Here is a 6,637-nt window from a genome sequence, read left to right as displayed (position 1 = left end):
CCCTCACCTACCGAGGTGGGGCCGTCCTGCGGGCGATCACCCTCTGGCTCAAACGGTTAGGAGACACGCCCTAGCTGCGGTGGGGAGCCAGATCGGTAACCAGGCGTCTTCGGATTCCCGTAACTACGGGTACCGGAAGCTCAGTGACCTCATCGAGGGAATCGGTCTGTTCGACGTCAAAAGGGGAGAACCTACAGGTGATGGTGCGAGACAAGCGCACTGCGATTCGCAGCACCACCACATGACGCTTTTACTGGGCAGCGTGTCCTAGTCTTCGTCGGGCTCACCGTTCCAGGCGCGTAGCCCTGGGGATTGGATGTCCCATCGGTGTTCTGTGATGACTTTGACTCTTTGAAGCATCGCTCGCGAGCTTTCTTCGTAGGCGGAGATGAGGTGTCGGGCGTATGAGCCGCCATGTCGAGCGAAGGAGATGCGATGCCGGACTTCCAGACGAGTTCCCGCCGACGTATCTGTGAGGAAGTAGCCGGTCGTGGGCATGTTCTGGCCACCGCCGATCAGGCGGGTGATCGAGTACTCTGCAGCGATTTCATCGACGATCTCTACCGCGACGACCTGTTCCTTGCCGCCGAGCGTGTGGATGAAGACTTGTATCTCGCCTGCTCCTCGTGGCGTCCCCTCGGCCCGGAAGCCCCGTGCGATGGTCGGTTCCATCAATGGAGCGTTCTCGGCCGGCTTGATCAGATCCCACACCAACTGCCTGGGTGCCAAAATCTCGGTGGCGACCCTTCCCTCTATGGTCTTTTCCTGCTCGCCGCCCTTTAGCGCTGCCCGTCTACCCATCCCTGCAGTATTCCAAAGGCGGCCCTTCCGGTGCTCACGCCTTGCCGCGTACCGATCCACACAAGCGCAGAGAGCGTCAGGAACCCTGGAGCGAGGGAGCTTGATTCTGAGCGAGTCCATCGCAATGAAGGAGCGTCGACCCGTGGGTCGCGTAGACCATCGCTAGAGAACATGCTGAAAGATGGTTCCATGGTGTCTTCTTCGTTCGGGCAGGTCCTAGATCAGTTGTATTTCTCCGCTACTGACGAGCGGGACAAGGGCTCAAAATTCGAACGGTTGATGAAGCGGTACCTGGAGCTGGAGCCGAAGTACGCGGATCAGTTCTCTGATGTCTGGCTGTGGAACGACTGGCCGGACCGCGGTAAGCAGGTTGATACTGGGATCGATCTTGTGGCCCGAGACCGGTACACCGGGGAACTGACGGCCATTCAGTGCAAGTTCTACGACCCGCAGCGCCGGCTGGAGAAGAAGCAGATCGACTCCTTCTTTACTGCCATGGGCAAAACAGACTTCTCCTACGGGATGGTGGTTTCCACCACCGATGACTGGTCCAAGCATGCCGAGGAAGCGTTGGAGGGCCAGTCCAAGCCCACGACCAGGCTGCGTCTGCAGGACCTGGCCGAGTCCACCATCGACTGGGAGCAATTCAACCTCTCCCAGCCCGAACAGATGGTGCGGTCAGACCGGAAGGAGCCGCGGAAGTACCAACTCGAAGCCATCAATGATGTGATCACCGGCTTCCAGGACTCTGACCGGGGCAAGCTGATTATGGCCTGCGGCACGGGTAAGACCTACACGTCGCTGAAGATCGTCGAAAAAATGGTCCCGATCGGAGGCAGTGCCCTGTTCCTTGTGCCCTCGATCGCCCTGCTGCAGCAGACACTGAACGAGTGGACCGCCCAGGCCGCTCTAACGCTTCGTCCGCTGGCGGTGTGTTCGGATGTGAAGGTCGGCCGCCGCGACAACGAGGACGTGTCCGTCCATGATCTGGCGTTCCCCGCCACGACAGATCCGCAGAAGCTCTTCTACCGGGCGAGCATCAGCACGGGGCAGGAAGCAGTCACGGTGGTGTTTTCCACCTACCAGTCCATTGATGTTATCGCTCAGGCTCAGGCAGCCGGTTTGCCGGACTTCGATCTGATCCTGTGCGATGAGGCGCACCGGACCACCGGTATCACCGAACCCGACCATGACGACTCGGCATTTGTGCGGGTCCATGACCAGGGCTACCTGCGGGCGGCTAAGCGCCTGTATATGACTGCGACTCCGCGAATCTATGTGCAGGATTCCAAGGTCAAGGCCGCGGAGAACGACGTGGCCGTGTACTCCATGGACGATCAGGACGTGTACGGGCCGGAGTTCCACCATCTCGGGTTCGGCAAGGCCGTGGACATGGGCCACCTCACTGATTACAAGGTCCTGGTTCTGGCCGTGAACGAGGACGCGGTTTCTCGCTCCTTCCAGGGCTTGTTCAAGGACAACGGGGACCTGTCTTTGGATGACGCGGCCCGCATCGTGGGTTGCTGGAACGGACTGTCCAAACGCGGGGTCAACGGGGAGCGTCTGTCCATTGGAGACACGACGCCGATGAGCCGGGCGGTGGCGTTCACCCGGAACATCAAGGAATCCAAAAAACTGGCCGAACAGTTTGAACTCATCAGCCGGCAGCTGCTAGTCGAGGATGAAGAGGCATTGAAGCTCGAGGCTGGCCACGTCGATGGCACGTTCAACGTTCTGGAGCGCTCCGCGAAGCTGGACTGGTTGCAGGATGAAACGAAGGGCAACGTGTGCCGGATCCTGTCCAACGCCAAGTGCCTCACCGAAGGCGTCGACGTTCCATCCCTGGACGCTGTCCTGTTCCTAAACCCGCGGAACTCCCAGGTCGACGTGGTGCAGGCCGTGGGCCGTGTCATGCGCAGAGCCGAGGGCAAGGAGTACGGGTACATCATCCTGCCAATCGCCGTACCCTCAACCTCAGATCCGGAAACCGCGCTGAACGATAACAAGAAGTACAAGGTCGTTTGGGACGTCTTACAGGCCCTGCGAGCCCACGACGACCGGTTCGAGGCAATGATCAACAAACTCGATCTGAACGGGAACTCCAACGCAAAGATCGACGTCATCACCGTCGCCGACCCCTTCGGAGACGACGACAACCAGCCGGGAAACACTGGGAAGCCCGGCGCACAGGTCACCGAATCGCTGTTCCATATGGCCAACGCCGATGAGTGGCGAAACGCCATCTTCGCCCGCATGGTCCGCAAGGTGGGGGACCGCCGCTACTGGGAACAGTGGGCCGAGGACGTCAAGGGCATCGCTGACCGGCACATCATCCGTATCCGCAGCATCCTTCACGGACCTGACACCCGGGTCCGTGACGAATTCGCCGTGTTCCTGGAGGGGCTGCGCGGAAACCTGAACGCGTCAATCACCGAGAACGACGCAGTCGACATGCTCTCCCAGCACCTGATCACCAAACCCGTGTTCGAGGCCTTGTTCGAGGACTACTCCTTCGCAGCCCATAACCCTGTGTCCCAAGTCATGGACTCCATGGTCCAGGTGCTCGAGCAGTACAACCTGGAGTCGGAGGTGCAAAATCTTGAGGAGTTCTATCGGTCGGTGAGGATCCGCGCCGAAGGCGTGAGCACCGCCGAAGGCAAACAAAAAATCATCACCGAACTCTACGAACGGTTCTTCAAACTCGCCTTCCCCCGCACGGCCGAATCCCTGGGCATCGTGTACACCCCGGTGGAAGTCGTGGACTTCATCCTGCGCGCCGTGAACGACGTCCTGGTCAAGGAGTTCGGGGTGTCGATCTCCGATGAGGGTGTGCACGTCCTGGACCCCTTCACCGGCACCGGAACATTCATCGTCCGGCTGCTGCAGTCAGGCCTGATCAGGCCCGAGGATCTGCTGCGCAAATACACCCACGAGCTGCACGCCAACGAGCTGCTGCTCATGGCCTACTACATCGCGGCCATCAACATCGAAGCCACCGTCCACGGACTCCTGCGCGATCAGGCGACCGCAGCAGAAACTGACCCTGACGCTGTCGGCTACGAGCCTTTCGACGGGATCGTTCTCACCGACACGTTCCAGATGACCGAGAACGGTGACACCCTCGACGAGCACGTGTTTACTAACAACAGCGACCGGGTAGTCAAGCAGAACGCCTTAGACATCCGAGTCATCATCGGAAACCCGCCCTACTCCGTCGGCCAGACCAGCGGCAACGACAACAACGCAAACCTCAAGTACCCCACTTTGGATGAATCGATCCGCAAAACCTACGTGACACGCTCCACTGCGACGAACAAAAACTCCCTCTACGACTCCTACATTCGCGCCATCCGGTGGGCCTCCAACCGCATCCTCAACTCAGAGAACGGGGGAGTGGTCTGCTACGTCTCCAACGGCGGATACATCGACGGCAACACCGCCGACGGCTTGCGCAAAACCCTCACTGACGAGTTCCACGAGATCTACATTTACAACCTGCGCGGGAACGCTCGATCAGCCGGAGAACAACGCCGCAAGGAAAAAGACAACGTATTCGGTGAAGGAAGCAAGACAACGGTTGCCGTCCTGCTCCTCGTGAAACGCCCAGGAGCCGTGATCAAGTGCCAGCTGAACTACCAGGACATCGGGAACTACCTCGACCGAAAACAAAAACTCGCCATCGTTCACGAGTCCACCCTCGACAACCTCCCCTGGCAACAGCTCACCCCCAATGCTGATGGCGACTGGATCAACCAACGCAACGACCACTTCGAAACCTTCACACCCCTAAGCGCCAAGGACGGGCAAATCAGCATCTTCTCTTCCAATGGGGCGGGACTACAAACAAACCGTGACGCCTGGGTATACAACAATTCTCAATCAAAATTAGTTGTAAATGTCAATAACATGATCGATACTTACAATGCTGAAGTTGCTCGATGGAATGCAGCAGGAAAACCACTGCCGGTCGAACCGTTCATTTCAACAGACGCCACAAAAATCAGTTGGGCGAGGAGCCTCCGTAATGCTTTGAGAAAAGAAGAGCGGCTTGTCGAGGACCCCGGCGGTTACCGGCTTAGCAGCTACCGCCCCTTCAACAAGAGCCGCGTCTACTTTGCGCGTCTTATGAATCATGAGCGAGGCCAGCAACCAAAGTACTTCCCCGACACTACAACCCAAAATTTTGGCTTCTACATAGTTGGCCCGGGAAATGATAAGTTATTCTCTTCCCTCATGGTGTCCGACATGCCGGATTTGTCATTTTGGGGGTCCGGACAGGGGCAGTTTTTTCCTCGCTATAGATATGTCACTTCCGTGGGAGGCGCTGATCTGTTTGCCGGGTTGGAAGAGCCGAATGATGAACCACGGCGAATCGACAACGTGACTGATGAGTCCCTGGTCAAGTATCAGGCCGTCTATGGGGCTGAAGTGAGCAAGGATGACGTGTTCTTCTACGTTTACGGAGTCCTGCACTCTCCCGAATACCGTGATCGTTTCGCAGCGGACCTGAAGAGGATGCTCCCGCGCGTCCCAATGGTTCCAGGTGCTGAGCGTTTTCGCGCGTTTTCGGAGGCTGGCCGCCGGCTTTCGGCCCTGCATATCGGTTACGAGGATGCTGACCCCTACCCTGTGACCGAACGTGAGACGGGTTTAATACCAGAAGCTGATGAGTACGCCAAGTATGCCGTAACTAAAATGAAGTACGGTGGCAAATCCGGGGCGTGGGACAAAACTCGCATCATCTACAACGGCCAAATCACTCTCGAGGGCATACCTGCGGAGGCTCATGACTACATGCTCGGCTCCCGCTCTGCCATTGACTGGATCGTCGAGCGGTACCAGATCAAGAAGGACTCGGCCTCGGGCATAGTCAACGATCCCAATGATTGGTCGCGCGAGAACCAAAAACCGCGCTACATCATCGATCTCCTCGCCAGAATAGTAACCATAAGTATCGAGACCACCCAGATTCTCAAAACACTTCCTGAGATAGGGGTATGAGAGCAATAATGATTAGGGAAGTAAGGGAACTTCGAGGTCACCAGTCCCTAGAGACGTGGATGGGTAAGGAGTACCTGACCTTAGGTGATCTATGGCCGGAGAGTCCGAAAGCAGTAGTAGTTGGTATCAATCCGGCTCCGGTCAGCGTAGGTGTTGGACACTATCATCAGGGGACGCTGGGCATAAGGCTATCTAAGCGCCTGACGGCAGCAGGCGTCCTGCCGCCAAATTCTGCAGGGTTTATGGACGATGTCGCGATGTGTGAGGGCCTCGGGTTTACGGACTTGGTGAAGCGACCCACTTCCCGGGCTGCCGAAATAGGCGCCTCAGAAATGACTTTTGGTTGTGATCGCTTGGAACGGGAGATAGCAGCTCGAGAAGTCCCGCTCGTCATATTTGTCTTCAAGGCAGCCGCTACGCAGCTACTGGGAAAGTTTCCCGGCAACGGGCTGCTTGAAGACCATTCGGTCGGAGGCGCGGCCGTTTTCATTATGCCAGGACCATACGAAGCCGCGGCGAGCTCAAATAAAACCCTAGTTGTACTCAGAGAGCTGTGGCTGAAGAACGATTGAATCCTAGTGAAGATCTGGACGCGAGTGAGATTGCGTTGAGAGTTATTGACCGCGACGTTGGTCATCTCGCGTGAGTGTCAGAACGGTGGCGGTCTCGATCGACTAGCGTCAGTTGGCGACAGTCCCTGGGTCAGAGAAGGTCGAACACCGGACATGCCAACTGGCGCAACAAAGGATCCCTTAACAGGCTCTTCGGACATCCGGTAGGGGTCATGGTGTGAGGCCGCCTGCGGCGAGGAGCATTCTGAGCCGGTAGTTGTGGC

General features: G+C 57.7%; 4 protein-coding genes. 3 read left to right on the top strand and 1 reads right to left on the bottom strand.

The features are described from left to right. The first annotated feature begins 79 nt into the window (after positions 1–79). Positions 80–271 (top strand): OST-HTH/LOTUS domain-containing protein, encoded by a 192-nt coding sequence (locus tag Q0747_RS13810; protein ID WP_298255621.1) that lies wholly within the window; start codon positions 80–82, stop codon positions 269–271. Here the strand turns inward: Q0747_RS13810 and Q0747_RS13805 are convergent. After that, positions 268–801, bottom strand: coding sequence for an SRPBCC family protein (locus tag Q0747_RS13805; protein WP_298255620.1), 534 nt, complete (start codon positions 799–801; stop codon positions 268–270). The genes Q0747_RS13810 and Q0747_RS13805 overlap by 4 nt on opposite strands. Before the next feature lie 189 nt (positions 802–990). Between Q0747_RS13805 and Q0747_RS13800 the strand changes: the two genes are divergently transcribed. After that, the gene (locus tag Q0747_RS13800; protein WP_298255618.1) at positions 991–5,802 is read left to right on the top strand and encodes a type ISP restriction/modification enzyme; all 4,812 of its coding nucleotides are present in this window, start codon (positions 991–993) and stop codon (positions 5,800–5,802) included. Continuing rightward, positions 5,799–6,374, top strand: a complete 576-nt coding sequence (locus Q0747_RS13795) for a uracil-DNA glycosylase family protein (RefSeq protein ID WP_298255616.1) — start codon at positions 5,799–5,801, stop codon at positions 6,372–6,374. Before Q0747_RS13800 ends, Q0747_RS13795 begins: the two co-directional genes overlap by 4 nt. Positions 6,375–6,637: the final 263 nt, after the last annotated feature.

Source organism: uncultured Arthrobacter sp. (assembly GCF_947493765.1).
Taxonomy (GTDB): domain Bacteria; phylum Actinomycetota; class Actinomycetes; order Actinomycetales; family Micrococcaceae; genus Arthrobacter_D.
The sequence above is the reverse complement of the archived record's forward strand: the minus strand, read 5'-3'. Positions and strand labels throughout refer to the sequence as shown.

Coding starts and splice junctions, on each gene's coding strand:
- Q0747_RS13800 (WP_298255618.1), top strand. CDS start 991: ATGGTGTCTTCTTCGTTCGGGCAGGTCCTAGATCAGTTGTATTTCTCC.
- Q0747_RS13805 (WP_298255620.1), bottom strand. CDS start 801: ATGGGTAGACGGGCAGCGCTAAAGGGCGGCGAGCAGGAAAAGACCATA.
- Q0747_RS13795 (WP_298255616.1), top strand. CDS start 5,799: ATGAGAGCAATAATGATTAGGGAAGTAAGGGAACTTCGAGGTCACCAG.